At 44.0% G+C, this 18,135-nt stretch carries 17 protein-coding genes and 1 pseudogene; 8 read left to right on the top strand and 10 right to left on the bottom strand.

Features of this window, described 5'->3' with window-relative positions:
* The first annotated feature begins 31 nt into the window (after positions 1–31).
* Entirely contained in the window at positions 32–1,921 is a 1,890-nt protein-coding gene (gene parE, locus U1P77_RS10875) for a DNA topoisomerase IV subunit B (protein ID WP_321155014.1), read from the top strand.
* Positions 1,922–2,071: 150 nt separating this feature from the next.
* Complete coding sequence (locus U1P77_RS10870) at positions 2,072–2,788, top strand: lysophospholipid acyltransferase family protein (protein ID WP_321155013.1); 717 nt, start codon at positions 2,072–2,074, stop codon at positions 2,786–2,788.
* 55 nt (positions 2,789–2,843) lie between these two features.
* Here U1P77_RS10870 and U1P77_RS10865 read toward each other — a convergent pair whose 3' ends face one another.
* The 3 genes from U1P77_RS10865 to U1P77_RS10855 form a co-directional block, all read right to left on the bottom strand.
* Positions 2,844–3,626, bottom strand: coding sequence for a meso-2,3-butanediol dehydrogenase (locus tag U1P77_RS10865; protein WP_321155012.1), 783 nt, complete (start codon positions 3,624–3,626; stop codon positions 2,844–2,846).
* Between the two features lie 319 nt (positions 3,627–3,945).
* Positions 3,946–4,731, bottom strand: coding sequence for an IS30 family transposase (locus U1P77_RS10860; RefSeq protein WP_321155011.1), 786 nt, complete (start codon positions 4,729–4,731; stop codon positions 3,946–3,948).
* A gap of 24 nt (positions 4,732–4,755) precedes the next feature.
* A complete protein-coding gene (locus U1P77_RS10855; RefSeq protein WP_321155010.1) occupies positions 4,756–4,974 on the bottom strand; it encodes a helix-turn-helix domain-containing protein in 219 nt (72 codons plus the stop codon).
* A 78-nt stretch (positions 4,975–5,052) separates the two neighbouring features.
* Between U1P77_RS10855 and U1P77_RS10850 the strand changes: the two are divergent.
* A pseudogene (locus U1P77_RS10850) lies at positions 5,053–5,172 on the top strand (pyridoxine 5'-phosphate oxidase C-terminal domain-containing protein); the annotation flags it as partial.
* A gap of 282 nt (positions 5,173–5,454) precedes the next feature.
* Here U1P77_RS10850 and U1P77_RS10845 read toward each other — a convergent pair.
* From U1P77_RS10845 to U1P77_RS10835, 3 genes are read right to left on the bottom strand one after another with little or no spacing between them, the layout of a single operon-like run.
* On the bottom strand, positions 5,455–5,748 hold the full coding sequence (locus U1P77_RS10845; protein ID WP_321155009.1) for a hypothetical protein: 294 nt from the start codon (positions 5,746–5,748) through the stop codon (positions 5,455–5,457).
* Between the two features lie 15 nt (positions 5,749–5,763).
* A complete protein-coding gene (locus tag U1P77_RS10840; protein WP_321155008.1) occupies positions 5,764–6,861 on the bottom strand; it encodes a DMT family transporter in 1,098 nt (365 codons plus the stop codon).
* Positions 6,858–8,228: a trimethylamine monooxygenase gene (locus U1P77_RS10835; RefSeq protein WP_321155007.1), complete on the bottom strand. Its 1,371-nt coding sequence runs from the start codon at positions 8,226–8,228 to the stop codon at positions 6,858–6,860. The genes U1P77_RS10840 and U1P77_RS10835 overlap by 4 nt, the downstream gene beginning before the upstream one ends.
* 702 nt (positions 8,229–8,930) lie before the next feature.
* Between U1P77_RS10835 and U1P77_RS10830 the strand changes: the two genes are divergently transcribed.
* From U1P77_RS10830 to U1P77_RS10820, 3 genes are all read left to right on the top strand, one after another.
* On the top strand, positions 8,931–9,506 hold the full coding sequence (locus U1P77_RS10830; RefSeq protein WP_321155006.1) for a TlpA family protein disulfide reductase: 576 nt from the start codon (positions 8,931–8,933) through the stop codon (positions 9,504–9,506).
* A gap of 112 nt (positions 9,507–9,618) precedes the next feature.
* Positions 9,619–10,596, top strand: a complete 978-nt coding sequence (locus U1P77_RS10825) for a hypothetical protein (protein WP_321155005.1) — start codon at positions 9,619–9,621, stop codon at positions 10,594–10,596.
* A gap of 38 nt (positions 10,597–10,634) precedes the next feature.
* Positions 10,635–10,943: a hypothetical protein gene (locus tag U1P77_RS10820; RefSeq protein WP_321155004.1), complete on the top strand. Its 309-nt coding sequence runs from the start codon at positions 10,635–10,637 to the stop codon at positions 10,941–10,943.
* Positions 10,944–11,260: 317 nt separating this feature from the next.
* On the opposite strand, the gene U1P77_RS10815 is transcribed toward U1P77_RS10820, so the two are convergent.
* Complete coding sequence (locus tag U1P77_RS10815) at positions 11,261–13,015, bottom strand: mechanosensitive ion channel (RefSeq protein WP_321155003.1); 1,755 nt, start codon at positions 13,013–13,015, stop codon at positions 11,261–11,263.
* 507 nt (positions 13,016–13,522) lie between these two features.
* Between U1P77_RS10815 and U1P77_RS10810 the strand changes: the two genes are divergently transcribed.
* Positions 13,523–14,260, top strand: a complete 738-nt coding sequence (locus U1P77_RS10810) for a BamJ family beta-barrel-assembly machinery protein (RefSeq protein ID WP_321155002.1) — start codon at positions 13,523–13,525, stop codon at positions 14,258–14,260.
* A gap of 120 nt (positions 14,261–14,380) precedes the next feature.
* On the opposite strand, the gene argA is transcribed toward U1P77_RS10810, so the two are convergent.
* Entirely contained in the window at positions 14,381–15,703 is a 1,323-nt protein-coding gene (gene argA / locus U1P77_RS10805; RefSeq protein ID WP_321155001.1) for an amino-acid N-acetyltransferase, read from the bottom strand.
* Positions 15,704–16,000: 297 nt separating this feature from the next.
* Here argA and U1P77_RS10800 point away from each other — a divergent pair, with 297 nt between their 5' ends.
* A complete protein-coding gene (locus tag U1P77_RS10800; protein ID WP_321155000.1) occupies positions 16,001–16,585 on the top strand; it encodes a hypothetical protein in 585 nt (194 codons plus the stop codon).
* A 404-nt stretch (positions 16,586–16,989) separates the two neighbouring features.
* On the opposite strand, the gene U1P77_RS10795 is transcribed toward U1P77_RS10800, so the two are convergent.
* Positions 16,990–17,385 (bottom strand): patatin-like phospholipase family protein, encoded by a 396-nt coding sequence (locus U1P77_RS10795; protein WP_321154999.1) that lies wholly within the window; start codon positions 17,383–17,385, stop codon positions 16,990–16,992.
* Between the two features lie 47 nt (positions 17,386–17,432).
* A complete protein-coding gene (locus tag U1P77_RS10790) occupies positions 17,433–17,891 on the bottom strand; it encodes a patatin-like phospholipase family protein (protein ID WP_321154998.1) in 459 nt (152 codons plus the stop codon).
* Positions 17,892–18,135: the final 244 nt, after the last annotated feature.

Below are 18,135 nucleotides of genomic sequence, written 5' to 3'. Positions count from 1 at the left end.
CAATTGTTTGTGAATATTTAAGGAAGCATTTGTGAGTGAATATAATGCGCAATCGTTAGAAGTTTTAGAAGGACTGGAGCCCGTACGTCGTCGTCCTGGCATGTATACCGATACCACTCGCCCCAATCATCTGGCGCAAGAGGTAATTGACAATGCGGTCGATGAGGCACTGGCCGGCTATGCCAAAACAATTAAAGTTCAGCTGCATGAGGATGGCTCGCTATCGGTAGAAGACGATGGCCGTGGTATGCCAACCGACATTCATCCTGAGTATGGCCAATCGGGTATTGAGCTGATTTTGACGCGTTTGCATGCAGGTGGTAAATTTTCTACCTCGAATTATCAAGTATCAGGCGGGTTGCACGGCGTTGGTATTTCGGTTGTAAATGCCTTATCAACACGAATTGAAGTAACTGTATGGCGTGAAGCGACACAGTTTGATATGGCACTCGAAAATGGGGCACCAGTCACATTGTTGACCGAGTCGGTTAGCTCTAACAAACGTAAACGTGGAACTAGAGTGCGTTTTTGGGCAGATGGTAGTTTTTTTGATAGCCCTAAATTTAATATTAAGCAGCTTAAGCATAATTTAAAAGCTAAAGCAGTATTGGCTGCGGGTCTGACTATTGAGTTTATTGACGACATTAATAATGAGAAAGTTGTTTGGCAATTTACTGATGGCGTGATTGAGTATTTAACTGAGCAGCTAGATGGACTTGAGACGCTACCTGAAGCTCCGTTTTATTATCATCAAGAGGCTAAAAACGGTGCTCGCGCGGGTATTACTTTGGCACTGTCTTGGTTGCCTGAAGGTGGCACGCCCATTCAAGAAAGTTATGTCAACCTTATTCCTACTGCGCAAGGCGGTACGCATGTTAATGGTTTGCGAACGGGTATTTTGGAAGCATTACGTGAGTTTTGTGATATTCATAACTTATTGCCCCGCAGTGTCAAGCTAACAGCAGAAGATGTTTGGGATGGGATAAATTATATTTTATCGCTTAAATTTTCTGAGCCGCAGTTTTCAGGGCAAACTAAAGAGCGTTTATCTAGCCGTGAAGCTGCTGGAGCGGTACAAGTTTTAGCAAAAGATGCTTTTAGTTTATGGCTCAATCAACATGCAGATTTGGGTACTCAAATCGCAGAGCTAGCGATTAACAAAGCGGGTCGGCGGCTTAAATCTGCCAAAAAAGTAGCCCGGAAAAAAATCACTCAAGGCCCGGCTTTACCCGGTAAACTTGCTGATTGTCGTGGCGATTTGCGCGATGGTGCTGAATTGTTTTTGGTAGAAGGGGATTCGGCAGGAGGTAGTGCCAAACAAGCTCGTGACCGGCATTATCAAGCGATACTGCCGCTGCGTGGTAAGATTCTGAACACTTGGGAAGTGTCCTCTGATACCGTGCTATCGAGCCAAGAGATTCATGATATTGCTATTGCGATCGGTGTCGATCCGGCTTCGGATGATTTATCTGAGCTGCGTTACGACAAAGTATGCATCTTAGCGGATGCTGACTCCGATGGTCTGCATATCGCAACGCTGATCTGCGCCTTGTTCGTAAAGCATTTCCCTGCGCTAGTTGATGCTGGCCATCTATTTGTGGCGATGCCGCCTTTATATCGGGTGGATGTGGGTAAAGAAGTACATTATGCTTTAGATGAGTCTGAACTTGAGCATATTCTAGCCAATGTCCCTGGCAATAAAAAAGCGCAAATTACTCGCTTTAAAGGATTGGGTGAGATGAGTGCTGAGCAGTTGCGCGAAACCACGATGAATCGCGATACTCGCCGCTTAGTTCAGTTAGATATGGACGATATGATATTGACCAATAGCGTAATGGATATGCTACTGGCAAAAAAACGCTCGTCTGATCGCAAAACTTGGCTTGAGAATAAAGGTAACTTAGCTGATATGCCGTTATAAAGTAGCGTTTTAATCAGCGATTTATAATCTTTTATTACTATTTATACTTATAACCTAGTACGTTATGCCTTGGTAAAAGCTTATAAAAGTCAATTTAGCGGCCCTAGGTTAATGTTATTATGTCGTTATCTTTTATTACGTGGTGCCGTCATGACATCCAAATTTTTTAGTCGTTCTAAATCTGTTTTTTCTAATGATGAACACTCTAAAGCGCGCTCTACAGTGCTGCCTACACTTAGCAAAAAAGATTTGGGCAACTTAGTCCCCAAACGTGGTAGTCGATTTGCACCAGTAGTAGGCTCTTGGTTGCTAAAAACTGCGGGCTGGCATACGGTTGGGGACATTCCCAATATATCTCAAGCGGTGGTATTGGCACTACCACATACCTCGAATATCGATGGTGTTTATGCTATTCCTGCACTATTTTCGCTAGATGTAAAAATTAATATTATGGGCAAACACACGCTTTTTAAAGTGCCGGTATTGGCACAGTTGCTGCGTTGGATAGGCATTATTCCTATTGATCGCGGTAATAAAGGCTCGGTATTACAAACCAGCATAGATAGATTTAAGTCAGGTGAGCCATTATTTTTAGGATTGTCGCCAGAAGGTACCCGTAAATATACGGAGACTTGGAAAACAGGCTTCTATTATTTAGCACTGAGCGCAAACGTGCCGATTTTGCCTGTTGCATTAGATTATAAAGCTAAAGAAGTGCGTTTCTTATCACCGGTATATCCTACCGGAGACATTGAAACAGACCTGCCAAAGGTTTATGCTCAATATCGCGGTGTAGTACCACGTCATCCTGAGCGCTTATCGCAACCGCTACAGGATGTTAATGACTTAGGTGGCAGTGAGAGCTAGGTATTAATGAATTAGATGCTTAAGTACCTGTTTCTATCTAAATTCGATTGGTCAACTAAAATTGCGGCTGACCGTTAGAAGCACTAACGCCGCCGTCTACTGGTAAGTTAACACCGGTAATCATTGACGCATCATCGCTGGCCAAAAAAGTAATGGCCGCTGCAATATCATCGGGAGTCGCAAGGCGCCCTAATGGACAACGGTCTAAAAAATTATTGGTCTTGGTTTCGCTGTCTTGAATAGCGCTAGTCATGTTGGTTTCGGTGATGCTAGGGTTAACGGCGTTGACGCGTACGCCATCGGGACCATGATCTAATGCTAAGGTACGGGTTAGATTGCTTACGCCTGCTTTAGCCGCATTATAAGCTGCCATATTCCAATCACCACCAACCCCTGAGAGCGATGAGACATTGACAATATTACCCTTAGTCGCAATTAGATGCGGCATGGCAGCTTGGCAAACATAGAAGGTACCGTTTAGATTCACATCAATCGAAGACTTCCAATCTTCAGCAGACAGCTCCGTGATCTTACCTTGTGTTGCCTTACCGGCATTGTTTACGAGTACATCAATCTGATCAAACTTTTCTACCACCCTTCTTACCATTTCTTGTACTTGACTTTGGTCGCTAATATCGCAGATCACCGTTAAGTAATTATCATTGTGAATCCATGTACGGTCTTCTGGAAACTCTTTTGCAGTCTCCTTTAAAGTTTCAGCCGTACGCCCTACTAAAACGACACTGGCACCTTCATTAGCGAAGCGAATAGCGGTGGCACGACCGATACCGGAGCCGGCACCAGTAACAATAACGGTTTTTTCTCTAAATCGTTTCATGATCTTCAGTCCTTGTTATCATAAGAGGGTAAATGTGTAAATAAAATGGCTTTATGAGTAAAGGGATTCTACCAATAAAGTAATGGTATGAGTCTAGCTTAATAAGCAAACTCTATAAATAACAAATTATTTGTAGAACCGTTAACAAACCCTAAGAAAAATACTGGGAAACATGGCTTTTGGCCATAATAGCAAGTCATTGATATGATGGCGACTGTGTATCATTGCCCTTATGTAAACTGACTTAGCATTATTCTCTTAACCTAAGAGTGCAACATTTTATATTCATCTGATAACAAGAGACGGGTACTGCTTAGAATCAACTTGCAAGTGCAACACTGTTAATATGATCCGCGAGGACTGGTTCCATAAGCTCTTGCGGAGTTCTAAAGTTATATCGTTTTCTTGGGCGTGTATTTAATAACCAAGCAATTTTATCTAAGTACTCTTGGCTATGTTGTTTTAAATCGGTACCTTTTGGTAAATACTGCCGTATTAGTCCATTAATATTTTCATTTGACCCCCTCTGCCAAGGAGAATGTGGATCTGCAAAATAGACCTTCATATCTAGATTCTTTGACATAATGGGATGTTGTGCCATTTCTGAGCCACGATCATAGGTCATGGATAACCGCAAAAAATCAGGTAGCTTTTTCATCTGTAGTTCAAAGCCCATGCGTACGTTCAAAGCACTTTTACTTTCCATCTTGCATAAAACTAAGAAGCCCGTTTTACGTTCAACTAAAGTGCCAACACAAGACTGGTTTTTTGATCCTACAATTAAATCACCTTCCCAATGGCCCTCTAGAAGACGGTCATTAATTTCAATTGGACGGTTTTCTATTTTCTGATCTTCAGTAAGCTTAATGCTACAGTAATTACTGGTTGCAGAGCCTCTGGGGCCACGTTTAGACTTTGATCTACGTAGTGACTTAACCATCATTTTTTTAAGCTCACCTTTTGGGTGTGCATAGATGCAAGAATAGATGGTTTCGTGGCTCACGTGCATATCACTTTGCTTTGGATAGTATCGCTTGAGTGTGGCAGAAATTTGTACTGGAGACCACTGTTTCTTTATAAGCCATGACTTAACTTTCTCATACAAAATGGTGTGTGGAATTAGTTTAATCTATTTTACAGAAGCCTTGCGACGACGAGAGTATTGATAACCTGCATTGCTTGCGCAGTACTTATCACCACTTTTTTCTTTATTCCTATTAAGCTCCCGACTAATCGTTGAAGCAGAACGGCTTAAAAATCGACCGATTGATCTAATTGAATGTCCTTTACTGAGCTGAATCATAATGACCGCTCGTTCCTCAGGACTTAAATGATAATAGTTGCTCATGTATACATTCTGCTTGAATGTGTTGCACTTGCAAGTTGATTCTAAGAAGTCCCCTTCCCAGATTTCTGGGGTGGCTATCGTGTGGTGCCCAGTAAAATAGAATTCTGGCAAGGCGGCGATAATCGGTTACATGACCGAATTCAATATAAAATAATGTCGCCTGAAAACGAATGGCAAATTAAACGACTAGCGCCTTAAAAGCGTTAATTTAAAGTGGTTTTTACCAGAGTTGTACTGCAATAATTTGAAAGGATATTGAAAACCACCCACAGACACAGACCTGACCTGACCTCGAAGTTATACGAGGCTAGATCAGGGCAGTGGTTGGCGTTTAAAGCTTGGTTACAAAGGTGCGAGCCTGGTACAAGACAAAGCTACAGAGCACAATAATGACGGCGACGGCGAGCAGATCAGCCCCCGGAAAACCCCAGAAATCAGACATAATAAATCCTTAGTTAAAGTAGAAAATGGCACCGGCTATCAGGCCATTGCGGTATCGCGCATACGTTGGCGGCCGAAATCGGTAAGTCTGAACTTAAACGACACCCGGCCTGCGCCAAAATACGCTTGGTCATCGAGCTGCTCTTCAACACTCTCGATGATGCCGCTGGAAAACAAATCCGTCAGTGTGACCCGGGTATTACCGCGCCAATAGGCACCGCTAAGGCCGTATTCAAGCATCACCGCATCGCTAATTTGCCAATCCCAGATGCCGACATGCTGGCGATCATCGATTAGCTGTAGAATGCGGCCTTTCATATGTAGTTTATTCATGGGTTGCTCCAATGATTACGATTTGTCCGTAGTGTCAGTCGCCGTTTTAGTGTCGGTCGATACAGCACGGACGACCTCGAGCACTTCGTTACTTTCCGTGAACATGACAAACCCACCGAAGACAAAAAGAGCCAAACCTGCGAGGAAGTTCCACTCAGGAAATTTGAGAGTGAACGCGGCGAGGAAAATAACCGCAAAAAGCCCGTATAATGCAGCAATCGCTTGTCCTCGCCCAACGCCTATCAAGGGGAATGACTTGTACCAAGAGACATAGCAGAAGGCAAAGGTTACCCCCGCCAGCGTCAGCCAGCCGATGGCCGCCCAGTTGAAGGTAGCCATAACCAATTCCACGACCGGTTGATCGGTAAAAAAGTAGATCGCTGGCAAAATTAGCAGAACCCAATAAAGGACTTCGGCTGAGAATCTCACCGTAATACCCACATCCGGATCAGCCACATCTAGCCCGCGGCCCGCGATTGCGCCCTCTACACCCCAGCCAATCGCCGCCATTGCGCCGCCAAGATAGCCAAGCCAGCCTGCGTCGCCGGTGCCGTTGATTTCAGCGATAATACCGGGTGCATATACCGTCACACCACCGGCCAGAATAATGAAAATACCCACCGCTGCGCGCTGAGTAATCTTTTCCTGATACCAGTATCTGGCCAAGGTAGCGCCGATAATGGGATACATCAGCGCTGAAATGGCCGCGAAGGCCCCACCGATATAGCCTATCGCCAGATACGAGCCAAAGATGGCCATTGGGCCGCCAAATATTGCACCGATAAAGAACCACTTGGATATATGACGCATCTGTTTAATAGTGCGGACGTATTCGCCTAATTTACCCAAAACCCCATTCCAGACAAACAAAAAGAACAACACAGCAATAGCGTTGAAGGTGGTTAGCACGGCTGCTGCCAACAAGAACTGGGCATTGGTATCGAAACTCAAGTTAACATAGGGTGCTTCAAACCAGACTGCGGATCCTGGCACATACCAGGCGCCCCAGAGCACGGCGGCCCACAAGGCCCACATAAAGCCCCAACGTATACTACTGGCGGTGAAACGCGACCGCGCCTCGATCAGAGTTGGATTCGTACTAGACTGACTCATACAGACTCCTTTGCTGGCTCGGGTTGTTCTTGCTCGAGGAAGGTTTCCAGAGAATCATCCATCGCATCCATCCAGCGCGTATGGTGCACAGGCGCCAGGGTGCCGGTCAGTGTTGAGCGATAGCTCTTGTTACGATAGCCCAAGATGTCTGCTTCCTTGTCGTGCTCCCACTCTTTGAAAATTTCGGCGACGCGGGTCACATCAAAATCAGGGTAGTCGGTAGGCTCAATCAAATCGAGTATGTAAGCCGCCTGAAAGTCGATCTCATCAGTGGCGTCTAAGAGCTTCAGTTCGCGAGCGACCCATTCACGGCTATCAGCCGCCATCACTTCGTTTGCGGGTAATGTAATGCGGCCAAGCATGACATCACGGGCATACCAGGCCTGTGCGTCGAACATATTAAAGGTGTAGTACTGATCCTGCATGCCAAGGAATATCAGCTTCGGATTAGCCAAGGAAACGATACCCTTGTACAGATTTTCTGGGTACATGCGGTTGTGTGTCGTCAGCGTCAGTTCGTTGGGTAAGAACGGGAAATAATGCTGATATCCAGTGCACAGGATGATCGCGTCGACGTCTTTGCTGGTGCCGTCTTTGAAGTGGGCCGTCTTGCCGATAACTTCTGTGAGTAAGGGTACTTCGCTGAAGGACTCCGGCCAATCAAAACCCATAGGGCCGGATCGATAACTGAAGGTGACCGATTTGGCGCCGTATTTGTGGCACTGGGTGCCAATATCTTCCGCCGAATAGCTACTGCCAATCAGCAGCAAATCCTTGCCCGTGAACTCACAAGCGTCGCGGAAATCATGGGCGTGCAATACGCGACCGGGAAACTGTTCAAGACCTTCAAAATAAGGCGTATTGGGGGTCGAAAAGTGCCCAGTGGCGACGATAACATGATCGAATTCTTCGGTGCTCATCTCGTCTTTTTTGAGATCTCGAACCGTGACAGAGAACTTATTGGTGGCTTCGTCATGATCAACCCAATGCACCGCGGTATTAAAACGGATGTGCTCGCGCATATTACTCTTGGCGACGCGTCCCATAATGTAATCGCGTAACACGGCGCGCGGAGGGTAGGACGGGATAGGACGACCGAAGTGTTCTTCGAAGCTATAATCCGCAAACTCCAAGCATTCCTTGGGGCCGTTTGACCATAAATAACGATACATACTGCCGTGGACAGGTTCGCCGTAGGCATCTAGGCCTGTGCGCCACGTGTAGTTCCACATGCCGCCCAAGTCGCTCTGCTTTTCGTAGCACACGATCTCGGGAATATCAGCACCGGCGTCGCGGGCTGCTTCAAAAGCACGTAATTGGGCCAAGCCGCTCGGGCCAGCGCCTAAAATGGCAACTCTAAAACTCATAAAAACTCCTGTTTACAGGGATTGTATCGTTCGCCAGGCGAGAGCGGCCCAAGCGAAGACTAAAAGCGGGAAAAGCTCAGTTTGAACCAAAAACGGTCCAGCGATAAAGTCCCGCAGTGATATTCACCAAATTCGGGGTTAACCGATGGCACAATAATGATAAAGGCAGCATTTGTTGGGAGAAACAGAAGGCCTAGGTGGACAAGCCACCGATGAAACGAGAGATCTCGAGAAACGCCACTGAGGGGCTCTCGAACTGATCAAACAGAATAAAAATATTTAGTCACTCGTATACCAGGAGACCTACTCTAACACAGATTGTCAGGTCTTTGGCAGGTCGTGGACTATCTCACACTAAAGCACGGGGGGTAGAATAAGGTTAAGCGCGTCTTTATACTAACGATAATCGGCTGGAATCTGACGGGCAATCAATCTACAAACAACCACCCTGCTGATACTCTATACCGGCCTCGCAACCGTACTCAAACTGTTCGCATAGTTTTTGTTAAACAAGGTGACAGATAAGCCATCACAGGCCTAAAATTTATTGAAGACACAATATCAAAATTTGATGAATAAGTTTAAAGAGGGAGAAGCTTAGATTCAAGTTACAAGTGCAACACTGTTAATATGATCCGCGAGGACTGGTAGGTTTAACAGAGTTTTTGCTCTGACCCCGAACTCGCTTTGATGGAGAAATATATGAAAAAAAATTATGCTATAGCAGCTACTGGTTGCTTCAAGAGACTGATGATGAAACGAATGGCGGTAAGTCTGATTGCATTGCTTGGCGCCGCCAACGTCCTTGCACAGACCACGGGCAGTCCTATTCCGAGCTTCACCGCTACGGCCCTAAACGGCGAAAAAGTAGCGTCCGCCAAGCTGATCGGACAACCGACGATTCTCATCGTCACCCCAAGTAAAGACGCCGCCGAAGATACACGCATGTGGGCTAAGGCGTTGCGTAAGAACATCGACCAGAATAAGGTTCGTATTCGCGACGTGCTTGCTATAGACCTTCCGTTTTTCATCAGTGAGAGTGATGCAATTGGCCGTGCTAAGGCAAAGATCCCGGCTCGCTACTACGACCAAACTTGGTTGTTCGCAGAGGCGGACCTGGAGAAGGCGCTGGGCATTCCCGTCGACAGCCACAAGGCATTCTTGATCGTTCTGGATTCGCAAGGCAATATCGTTGCTCGCGTCGAAGGCGAGCCCAATGATGCACGCATCGATGAAGTGCAAGCGGCGGTCCAGTCCGTAAGTTCGGGGTCAGAGTAAAAACTATGCCAGGCCTCGGGTAGCTTTATAAAAAACCACTCATAAACCCGCGAACCATATTAACAGTGTTGCACTTGCAACTAGAATCTAAGCTGTGCCTAAATCGACTACCATGACATCTGGTTGGACGGATCTTACCAACGAGCTAGCTTGTTACCTACAAAAAGAGGCGCTAGAGATTGTCTTGCTCTTGCCTGCAATGGATACTATCGAGGCTAACCCTGCCGCGCAATACTGCGCTCAGCAGTATAACTGCCTGCTGCCATTAGGTCAGCTACGACTGTTAGAGGTCATACTACATTTGCCGTCGTCTATCAGCCCAGCTGATATTGAAGCAGTGCGTACAGCTGCTATTACATCGGCGCTAGTGTGGCAAAAAAGCTGTTTGTCTCAAAATGAGGATGATCAAACAGACTGTTATTACGCTCTAATACTTGATATCCAGCTCAATAGTGACGATATTGATGTTAATGCCAATAACGTTGATAATAGCAGTCATCAAGGTGTTGTATCGCAGCGCTTATCCCATCATTTTAGTGCACGTTACTTTAAAGAAAACTTAGTACTACTAGATGCCAGTGACAGTGTGCAGCAACTACAAATATTTAGCTGGCAGGATTGGCACTCGATACTGACAACGGTACAAACGCCCTGTGAGCTATGGCGATTTTTAGGTTATCAGTTAAAGCATCTAAAACCACAGCAGCTAGAACATTCAATAATCAGTCATCCATCAGATTTTAACTCTGAGCAAGCGCTACTAACTCAGTTTATGGATAGTGATTTTTTATTTACCCAAGCGATTATGGTTGATAATGCCTTGATAAAATATGGCATGCAAGATAAGCCCAACTCAGCGCTAGTGACTATGAAACTGGCGCAAAAAAATAACAGCACTGCCGTTCAAATATATCATCAGCATATGCAGCAAGCATCGACACTATGGTCGCAGCTCAGCACCCAAATGATCGATTTGGTTGGTGAAAAATTCACAACTAGTGACGAAGAACAATCAACAGCATCGCAATATTCTCACTGGCAGCAGCAATTAAGAGATGAGTCGCTATTTTCACGGCATGAATTGAATTAGTAAGAACCTTATATAAGCATCCCAAACAAGCAGCGGAATTGCAACAAAGTGGCTATGTGGTACATCAACACTCTTATGAGAGTTTAGGTCGGCATTATGTGCTGATATTTTATGGACAAGCAGCGAATGGGAAGCAGAGTAAAGCCGCTATCCAACCAAATTTACAACAGATCGCGCAAGATGTTGCTACACGCTTACCGATAGCAGAATTGCATCATGTCATTGTACTGGGAATAGAATTCATAGCTGATACGACAGATACCTTTATGGATATCGATTTATGGATTCAGCCTATCAGCGCAATGACTCAAAAAGAACGCCAGCTTACAAGCAATTACAGCGCTTAAAGCACCAAAAAACTGGCGAGCGGCAAAGTAACCAGCAAGACTTTCAATCAGTCTCACAAGGAACCTCATCAACTCAAATAACTGGTTCAAAGCAAAAGCTTAAGCAAGATAAGCGGTCTAATGAACTACCACGCATTCATTTAAATCTTTCTGTTCCAGCTCGCAATGATAAGCCATAACTTAAAAGTTTATAAAAATCCTGTGTAAAACTTAAACGGTTTATCTTAGAGCATTTAAATAAAACTCTAAATATTTGCCATAAAAAAAGACAGCCTAAGCTGTCTTTTTTATATTTAGAATAAAGTAGTAATGATGATTTATTTTAAGTCATCATTGTCAGTGTTACCGGTATTAGAGCTATCGGTAAAATTAGGACCAGAAGATAAATCGGTAGTGCTATCCGTATTGTTATCATCGGTATCAAAATGATTAATATCAACCGTATCTGAACCCAAGTGAGTAGAGGCGCTTGTACTAGGTGTACTAGTAGTCGTACCTGTTACTGTGCTGCCGGTTGTAGTTGTTGCAGCGCTAGGCGTCGCATCATGAACGGCATCAGCAACTTTATCGGTAGTATCAGAATTTGTTTTGGTATGATGGGTAGTGTTCACTTTTAAGCCTGTCTTTTCTTCGTCCATCTTATCCTGCATCTTGCGTAAGAAACGTGACGCTGCTTCTTGGCCACCAAGACCGAAAGATAGGGCGAAAGCAACCGCAACCGCACCTAATGTTAGACCAAATGCTAGGTTAACAATAGAATCAGCAATCCCCATCGCTTTTAGACCCATGGCAAGTACTAAGCCCATGATCAATACACGTACGATATTAGCTAAGAACTGTGATCCTTTTTCAGAGCGCTCAACGACACCAGCAATGATATTTGCAAGCCAAAAACCGATGAATAGAATGATCGCACCAAGGATAATGTTGGCACCAAAGGCGATAAACATGGTTATGATGGCTGAGATAGGTTCAAAGCCAAGTAAGTCAGCGGCTGCAATCGATGCAAACAACATTGCAAAGAAGATAATCGCATAACCAACTAAGTCAGAGATTTTCTTATCACCCATAGTCTCTTGAAGACCGACTTTAGCAGGTAACTGGTTGACTTGAGTATTTTCAAGCAAGCCTTTGATAATGTTAGCTACCATACGTACAACATAGTAAGTCACAACCAAGATAGCTACTGCCATGAAGATGTTAGGCAAAGCTTCCATGATTTTGTTAAGCATATTAGTCGCAGGACGTGCGATAACATCGATTTTCAATGCATTTAAAGCAGCAATAATCGTTGGGATAATGACTACTAGGAATGCTAAAGAACCCGCAATGTTAGGTAAGCTATTCTGTTCACTTAAGCCAGCTTTAGAAGCAAGCTCTTGTACATTAAAAGTAGAAACAAGATTGGTGACAATGCCGCGTACGACTTTGGCAATGACATAACCCACCACAAAGACCACACCAGCAATAAGAATATTAGGAATAAAGCTGAAGATTTTATCGACCATGTTAGTTAATGGTGCAAATAAACCATCAAGCTCTAATTGACCTAGTACCATGGTCAAAACAACCAATAAAATGAACCAATAGACCATATCAGCAATAGTGCTGCTCATAGGCTTGACGCCAGCTTGGGCGCTTAAACGCTCATCCATTGTGGTTTTAGATAGGCCAGTATTGATTGCGGTACGAGCAACAGTAGCAACAACCCAACCAATCACACCAACGGCGATAGCGCCAATAAGATTAGGGATGAATGCCAATACTTGGTTGACCATATTTGCAAAAGGTGCAGATATTGAGTTTAAATTCAATTGGCTAAGTGCGCCTGAAATAGCAATGATAAAGATAAACCAGAAAACAATCTTCGAGATAATACCTTCTAAATCGTAGGTTTTGCCGGTTGATGAATTCATACGTTGGTTAAGATTAACTTTAGCCAATACATTGCGCACAAGAGCAGCAATACCAAGGGCAATTAGCCAACCGATAATAAAAATCAAGATAGCACCGATGATAGAGCCAATGGGCCCACCAAGATAGCCATTAAACGAGTTAAACATTGGATTCATCCTGTCCTCCTGTAATTATCATCTGCCAGACTTAAGACTGGTTGTCTATTTTAAGACTGCTTGCTCATTTATCTGACAGAGTGATAGTTATAAATAGTTTTTTAATTAGAATTATTCATATATGTAACAGCAGAACAGGGTAGTTTGCCAATAAGTTGAATGAAAATTGAAAACTTACGAACCATTTACTCTATTGCCGTTTATCTGGCCTTCCATAACCGAAACTTAAGTGACAGAAACCATGATAGAAATTTATATAAAAAATTACGCTTGGTTGCTTATCACCTGAGCTAACTTAGCTTAGCTGATAAGATGATGCGGATAAAGATAGAAACATTAACTTCTCACCATAGTTGTGTGATAAGTTGTTATTTTTATAGCAGATATTAACAAAGATTGTACATTAGCCCGATAATTTCATCGTAAATGTAGCCCATAAAACCAAGATTTGCTATGATGGCAAGCAGGTGACATTTCACCACTATTCTTACCACCCGAGAGTATTCTATGAAAAAAATCACTACCTTGACTGTCAGTGCACTAGCTGGCGCTATGTTATTAGCGACAGGTTGTAGCACTAACAATGGCAATCAAGAAACAGCCACTCCAAGCGTTTCAATCACTGAGCAAAGTCCAGCGACTGAAAAAGTCGGTTATAGCTTGGGCTTTATGATGGCAGAAGGCAATAAAGATGCGGTTAAAGACTTAGATTTGGATACTTTTGAGCAAGGCTTCCGCGATGGTTACGAAGGTAATGATTCAGCCTTAACTCAAGAGCAAATGCAAGAAGTGTTGACGACCTATCAAAAAGAGCAAGAAGAGAAATTCGTGAAAGACATGCAAAGCAAAGCAGAAGAGAATAAAACCAAAGGTGCAGCCTTCTTAGCAGAAAATGCGGAGAAAGACGGCGTAAAAACAACGGCTACTGGCCTACAGTATAAAATGCTGACAGCAGGTACAGGCAAATCACCAAAACCGACTGATGTGGTTGAAGTTAACTATGAAGGCAAACTGATCGACGGTACGGTATTTGATAGCTCTTATGAGCGCGGTGAGCCTATTGAGTTCCCATTGAATCAAGTTATCGCTGGCTGGACTGAAGGTCTACAGTTGATGAAAGAAGGCGGAAAATACGAATTCTATATCCCATCAGATATTGCTTATGGCGAGGCGGGTAACTCAGGTATCGAGCCTAACAGTACTTTAATCTTTACGGTTGAGCTGTTAAAAGTAAAAGCAAAATAATACGGTATTAAGAGATGACAAACGCTTAATGATACGCAATAAAAAAAGCCCTCATATATTTATTATGAGGGCTTTTTTAGTATTAAGTGTTAGGTATGGATATAAAGCTAGGAGTAATAATTAAAGCGTTTTTTGGAAGACTTTAGAGTTGCGACCATTATGGTATCTTTGCTGCCGATCTTCAGGTAGCACGCTGGCATCAACCTCAGCAAAGCCTTGCTCAACAAACCAATGCGCAGTACGGGTGGTTAATACAAACAACTTATGCAGACCATGACTACGGGCTTGCTGCTCTAAAAATGCCAGTAAATCTGTGCCGCGGCTACCGCTACGATATTCAGGATGTACCGCCACACAAGCCACTTCTGCTGAATCAGCATTTAATGGATATAATGCCGCACAGCCTAAAATCATACCGTCACGCTCAATCACACTATAGTTATCAATCTCTTGCTCTAGTCGTTCTTGCGAACGACTAACTAAGATGCCTTGTTCCTCCAATGGCGATAACAGTTCAATAAGACCAACCACATCATCGATATTAGCGCGGCGAATCTCTTCGTATGGGTCATGGCTGATCAGTGTCCCGGAACCGTCACGAGTGAATAGCTCTTCTAATAGCGCGCCGTCTTTAGCATAAGAGATAATATGTGTACGATGCACACCTTGACGGCAAGCATTACTGGCACAGTGCAAGAAGTAATTAATTTCACAATTTAAATCACGTCCCCGTAAGAAACGATCGACTTCATTAGGGATCATTTCACGTAACAAACGATCATCCTCATTAATGCCAGCTTCCTCGCCTAAAAATATCAGCTTATCAGCACCAAGGGCAACTGCCGCGCTAAGCGCCACGTCTTCAGCCAATAAATTAAAGACTTCACCAGTCGCTGAATAGCCCATTGAGCCTAGGATAACGATATGATTATGCAGTAAGTTATTTTTAATAGCATCGACATCTATTGAGCGTACTTCACCGGTCATCTGATAATCAACGCCATCACGGATACCATAAGGGCGGGCAGTGACAAAATTACCTGAGACCGCATCAATACGTGAACCATACATTGGCGAGTTGGCCAAGCCCATTGATAGCTGGGCTTCGAGCTGTAAACGAATGGCGCCGACCGCCTGTAAGATAGAGGGCATGGCTTCGCGCGGGGTTACTCTAATGTCTTGGTGTAGTGGCGAGGTTATCCCTGCTTCTTTGAGGTTTTTCTCAATTTGCGGACGCGCACCGTGTACCAGTACCAGTTTGATACCCAAGCTGTGCAATAAAGCAAAATCATGGATAAGCGTACTGAAGTTAGGATGCTTGACCGCCTCGCCACCAAACATAATCACGAACGTCTTGCCGCGATGGGTATTAATATAGGGGGCAGAGTTACGGAACCAATGAACGTATTCAGGATTAATCTGTGGCATAGCGCTAGTAGTCATAATAGGAACAATAGTAGTCGGAATAAGGAAAGGGGCGTGACAAAATATTATCGAACGCTAAAGATTTACCATAGCAAAAAACACTGTTATGAGCTATCTTTTTATTTTAGCCAAATTAATGCGGATTTATAGTAGATTGAATAGGGCATGTTTGATGTACACAACCTCAACACGGGGTTAGTGTACCCTTAAACGCTTTTTGCTATGCTAAGTGCTATTGTTTTTTATATGTTTTAGACACCACAACCCTCCGTCAGCACCGTTTTATCGATATATTAACTAGGAATAATAAAAATCATGAAAAAAAGCAACCATTTTGCCAATCCGTTTGCTGCTTGGACCGGTCATCGCTTGTTTCACGTCGTTGCCGGCACCTTGGTTGGTGCGATGGCAGTCACGCAAGCTTCCGCCATGTTGCCCATTCCAGAGCCTGCGCTTGATAGCCCAGTTGCTTTGCAAGTGGCAGGTAATAATAGTCGCGCTAGTGCGCAAGCCGTTAATAGTAAAATTACAGCTTCGCTTATTAGTGTTGATACGAGCGGTCAAGAGCTGTTAGTACCGGTCGATGGCAATACACGCTTGCAGGCCGGTAATGTCTTAGAATATCAAGGGTATTTTACCAATACCAATACCGATCGGGTTCGTAAAATGACGGTTACTATGAGTATCCCTGAGCAAGTTGAATTGCTTGGTGGCGTCGCTCCGGAATTTCCATATGGTAGCGCTGATGGTAATACCTTTGCTCGTATGCCGTTGCGTGGCAAGATCGACAATCAACTGCAAGAGATTCCTTTAAAGTATTATCAAGCGGTGCGTTGGGATATCGAAGGTGTTGGCCTTAATGATACGGTAATGGTTAAATATCGTGCACGGGTCAAATAGAGCCAATTGCAAAAATTTTTAGCATATAAAAAAGCATCGCAATTCATGATTGTGGTGCTTTTTTTATAGTCATCTATTATTAACAAAAATTTCCTTATCTGCTGTGCGACCTTACCATTTTAAAGGCTGCAAAAACCTTACTAACCAGACTGTAGGTGTTTTAAATCAGACTGACGATATATGCTAAAAGAATAGTATAGTCAGTACCAAATAAAGTAGATACACATATGGTTTTGTATAACTGGCAGAAATTTTTCTAGCTTGCTGTGTGACTGCGTCACTCCAGAGGCTTCGAAAATTTCTCCCAGCTATCCCGTATATGTTTTAAAGCGGCTCAATTATATATAGGCTAAAGAACAGTGTATTTGCTCTTCGTCTTATCTCTAATGAGTTGCTTAATGGCGCTAATCTGTAGAGTAGTGGCCTGCGCCCCAGCCCTTGATAAGGGCACGGCGCTTGCTGGTATCCAATGAGCTGATGTGACTGACGTTCGGGGTAATGAGAATATCAGCTCGCAGTCGTTCGTTGCGTATTGATGAGTTGCTGCTAGTCGCATTACTGTTGGTATTGGCAGTCCAATTAGTTTCAAGTAAACCCCAAAAACTACTGAATGAAGTGATCGTTGGTAGTTTATTACGAGCTGCGGAAGAGGCATTAGGCTCAGTCACGTCAACGGCGATAACAATGTCAGCGCCCAAATCACGAGCGCTATCGACGGGTACTAAGCTGATCACGCCGCCATCAACATATTTTTTACCTATCATTTCAGGAATACGCGGGGCAATAAAAATATTAGGCACGCTACAGGATGCTTGCACTGCCAGCCCTGCATTACCTTGCGTAAAGACTACTTTTTTAAACTGTGCTTTTCAGTAGCGATAGCCGCAAAGGCGATGGGAAAAGCTTCTATCGGTCGACCGCCAACATGAGTGTTAATAAAGTTTTTAAGTTTAATACCTTCAATAAAGCCTTGATTGGATAAGGTAAAGTCGGTCAATGCGCTATCAGGCGTGGTTAGCGCCAACTGTTCTAACTGCGCCGGTGTATAGCCGCTGGCATATAGACTACCTACTAAACTACCGACACTAGTGCCAACCACCAGCGTTGGGGTAATGCCGCTCTCCTCTAAAGCTTTAATTACCCCAACATGAGCAAAGCCTTTGGCTCCGCCGCCACCTAGAACTAGAGCAACACTGGGTGCATTCAGAATAGATTGTACTTGCGCGGTAGTGGCGTTTGGCGTCATGCTACTGCAAGCACTTCCCAGCAGAGCTAATGCGCCAAGCAAACTCGCACGACGTAGCAAGGACAAAGTTGTCAGTGTGTGGAGAGGGCTTTTAATCGGGTGAGCGGATATAACGAGACCTTTTGACTTTTAAGTTTAGCCTTTAAATTTAAGCGTTAAATACGTAGACGCATCATTACCAAATCGCTTAGCATAATCAAGTCTTTTGTCAGTTATAATGAGAGGATTAGATTTATTTTATAAGCCATTGATTATTATGTGGTTACGCATTTTCCTGTAGTCTTATTATAATAAAAACAGGCAA

This window comes from Psychrobacter sp. LV10R520-6 (genome assembly GCF_900182925.1).
Taxonomy (GTDB): Bacteria; Pseudomonadota; Gammaproteobacteria; order Pseudomonadales; family Moraxellaceae; genus Psychrobacter.
The sequence above is the reverse complement of the archived record's forward strand: the minus strand, read 5'-3'. Positions and strand labels throughout refer to the sequence as shown.

Excerpts from the sequence above, each read along its gene's own strand:
- U1P77_RS10870 (WP_321155013.1), top strand. The coding sequence starts at position 2,072 with ATGACATCCAAATTTTTTAGTCGTTCTAAATCTGTTTTTTCTAATGAT.
- U1P77_RS10865 (WP_321155012.1), bottom strand. The coding sequence starts at position 3,626 with ATGAAACGATTTAGAGAAAAAACCGTTATTGTTACTGGTGCCGGCTCC.
- U1P77_RS10855 (WP_321155010.1), bottom strand. The coding sequence starts at position 4,974 with ATGAGCAACTATTATCATTTAAGTCCTGAGGAACGAGCGGTCATTATG.
- U1P77_RS10845 (WP_321155009.1), bottom strand. The coding sequence starts at position 5,748 with ATGAATAAACTACATATGAAAGGCCGCATTCTACAGCTAATCGATGAT.
- U1P77_RS10840 (WP_321155008.1), bottom strand. The coding sequence starts at position 6,861 with ATGAGTCAGTCTAGTACGAATCCAACTCTGATCGAGGCGCGGTCGCGT.
- U1P77_RS10835 (WP_321155007.1), bottom strand. The coding sequence starts at position 8,228 with ATGAGTTTTAGAGTTGCCATTTTAGGCGCTGGCCCGAGCGGCTTGGCC.
- U1P77_RS10830 (WP_321155006.1), top strand. The coding sequence starts at position 8,931 with ATGAAAAAAAATTATGCTATAGCAGCTACTGGTTGCTTCAAGAGACTG.
- U1P77_RS10825 (WP_321155005.1), top strand. The coding sequence starts at position 9,619 with ATGACATCTGGTTGGACGGATCTTACCAACGAGCTAGCTTGTTACCTA.
- U1P77_RS10815 (WP_321155003.1), bottom strand. The coding sequence starts at position 13,015 with ATGAATCCAATGTTTAACTCGTTTAATGGCTATCTTGGTGGGCCCATT.
- U1P77_RS10810 (WP_321155002.1), top strand. The coding sequence starts at position 13,523 with ATGAAAAAAATCACTACCTTGACTGTCAGTGCACTAGCTGGCGCTATG.
- argA (WP_321155001.1), bottom strand. The coding sequence starts at position 15,703 with ATGACTACTAGCGCTATGCCACAGATTAATCCTGAATACGTTCATTGG.
- U1P77_RS10800 (WP_321155000.1), top strand. The coding sequence starts at position 16,001 with ATGAAAAAAAGCAACCATTTTGCCAATCCGTTTGCTGCTTGGACCGGT.